Annotated in this window: 1 protein-coding gene; it reads left to right on the top strand. The window is 66.3% G+C overall.

All coding sequences use genetic code 11. The features are described 5' to 3' along the window. A partial coding sequence (locus EN780_RS33400; RefSeq protein ID WP_133372854.1) for a PAS domain-containing sensor histidine kinase occupies positions 1 to 1664 on the top strand: 1664 nt, incomplete at its 5' end. Positions 1665 to 1781 lie beyond the last annotated feature (117 nt).

Here is a 1781-nt window from a genome sequence, read left to right as displayed (position 1 = left end):
CGGTACGCTTCATGCACCGCGTCTCGGCGAGCCGCGAGGGCGTCAGCGGTCCGACCCGCACCATCGTGCTCAACCGCACCCAGGGCGAGGATGCCTCCGCCGATCTCCGCGCCTCGGAAGTCCGCTTCACCCGCTTCTTCAATTCGACGCCGATGGCGATCGCCGGCGTCGACGCCAGCGGCCGCATCCTGCGCACCAACGCGCCGTTCCTGTCGCTGTTTTCCTCGGTCGTCGATCGCGACGCTGTCGACCGCCGCGTGCGGCTCGACACCGTCGTCCACGAGCGCGACCGGGCGGCGTTCGCCGAGGCCTTCGAGAAGGCGAGGCAACGGCAGGCCGACATCGAGCCGATCGACACGCTGTTGCCCGGCAACGAGGAGCGGCATATCCGCTTTTACGTCAATGCGGTCGCCGAGGGCACCGGCGGCGAGGGCGCCGAGGAATCGGCCATCGTCTATGCCGTCGACACCACCGAGCAGAAGGCGCTCGAGGGCCAGATGGCGCAGAGCCAGAAGATGCAGGCGGTCGGCCAGCTCGCCGGCGGCATCGCGCACGACTTCAACAATGTGCTGACCGCCATCATCATGGCGTCGGACCTGCTGCTGACCAACCACCGTCCGTCGGATCCGTCCTTCCCCGACATCATGAACATCAAGCAGAACGCCAACCGGGCGGCTTCGCTGGTCAGGCAGCTTCTCGCCTTCTCGCGCAAGCAGACCCTGCGGCCGGAAGTGCTGAACCTCACCGATGTCCTGGCCGACCTCAGGATGCTGCTCGCCCGCCTGGTCGGCAACGACATCAAGCTGAAGATCGACCACGGCCGCGATCTCTGGCCGGTCAAGGTCGATATCGGGCAGTTCGAGCAGGTGGTGGTGAACCTCGCCGTCAACGCGCGCGACGCGATGCCGGCGGGCGGCGACCTCGCGGTGCGCACCCGCAACGTCACGGCCGAGGAATGCAAGAGCTTCTCCTACCGCGAGCTCACCCCGGCCGACTACGTCGTGGTCGAGATCGAGGACACCGGCACCGGCATCGCGCCTGACGTGCTGAAGAAGATATTCGAACCCTTCTTCACCACCAAGGAGGTCGGCAAGGGCACCGGGCTCGGCCTGTCGATGGTCTATGGCATCATCAAGCAGACGGGCGGCTTCATCTTCTGCGATTCGGAAGTCGGCAAGGGTTCGGTGTTCCGCATTTTCCTGCCGCGCCACATCGCGGAGGCGAGGCCGGCAAGCGAGCCGGGCGAGGCGCCGGCGGCGCCGGTGAAGCCGGCGGAAGCCGCCAAGGACCTGTCCGGCTCGGCCACCGTGCTGCTCGTCGAGGACGAGGATGCAGTGCGCATGGGCGGCGTGCGGGCGCTGACCTCGCGCGGCTATACCGTCCACGAGGCGTCCTCCGGCGTCGAGGCGCTGGAAGTGTTCGAGGCGCTCGGCGGCAAGGTCGACATCGTCGTCTCCGACGTCGTGATGCCGGAGATGGACGGGCCGACGCTGCTCGGCGAACTGCGCAAGCGGCAGCCGGATATCAAGTTCGTCTTCGTTTCGGGTTACGCAGAGGACGCCTTTGCCAGGAATCTGCCGGCTGAGGCCCATTTCGGCTTCCTGCCGAAGCCGTTTTCGCTCAAGCAGCTGGCGACCATCGTCAAGGACGTGTTGGAATCCTGAATGACGACGCGCATCAAAACGGCGAATTGAATGTGATCGAGCGCACAGACGCCCGCGCCATGCCGTTTACAGGTGGCGGCGCCGGAGAGCGATCCGTCCGCTCATAACCAGTGAGTC

This window comes from Mesorhizobium sp. M4B.F.Ca.ET.089.01.1.1, from assembly GCF_004022605.1.
Classification (GTDB): Bacteria; Pseudomonadota; Alphaproteobacteria; order Rhizobiales; family Rhizobiaceae; genus Mesorhizobium; species Mesorhizobium abyssinicae.
This window is presented reverse-complemented; position numbering and strand designations above follow the sequence as displayed.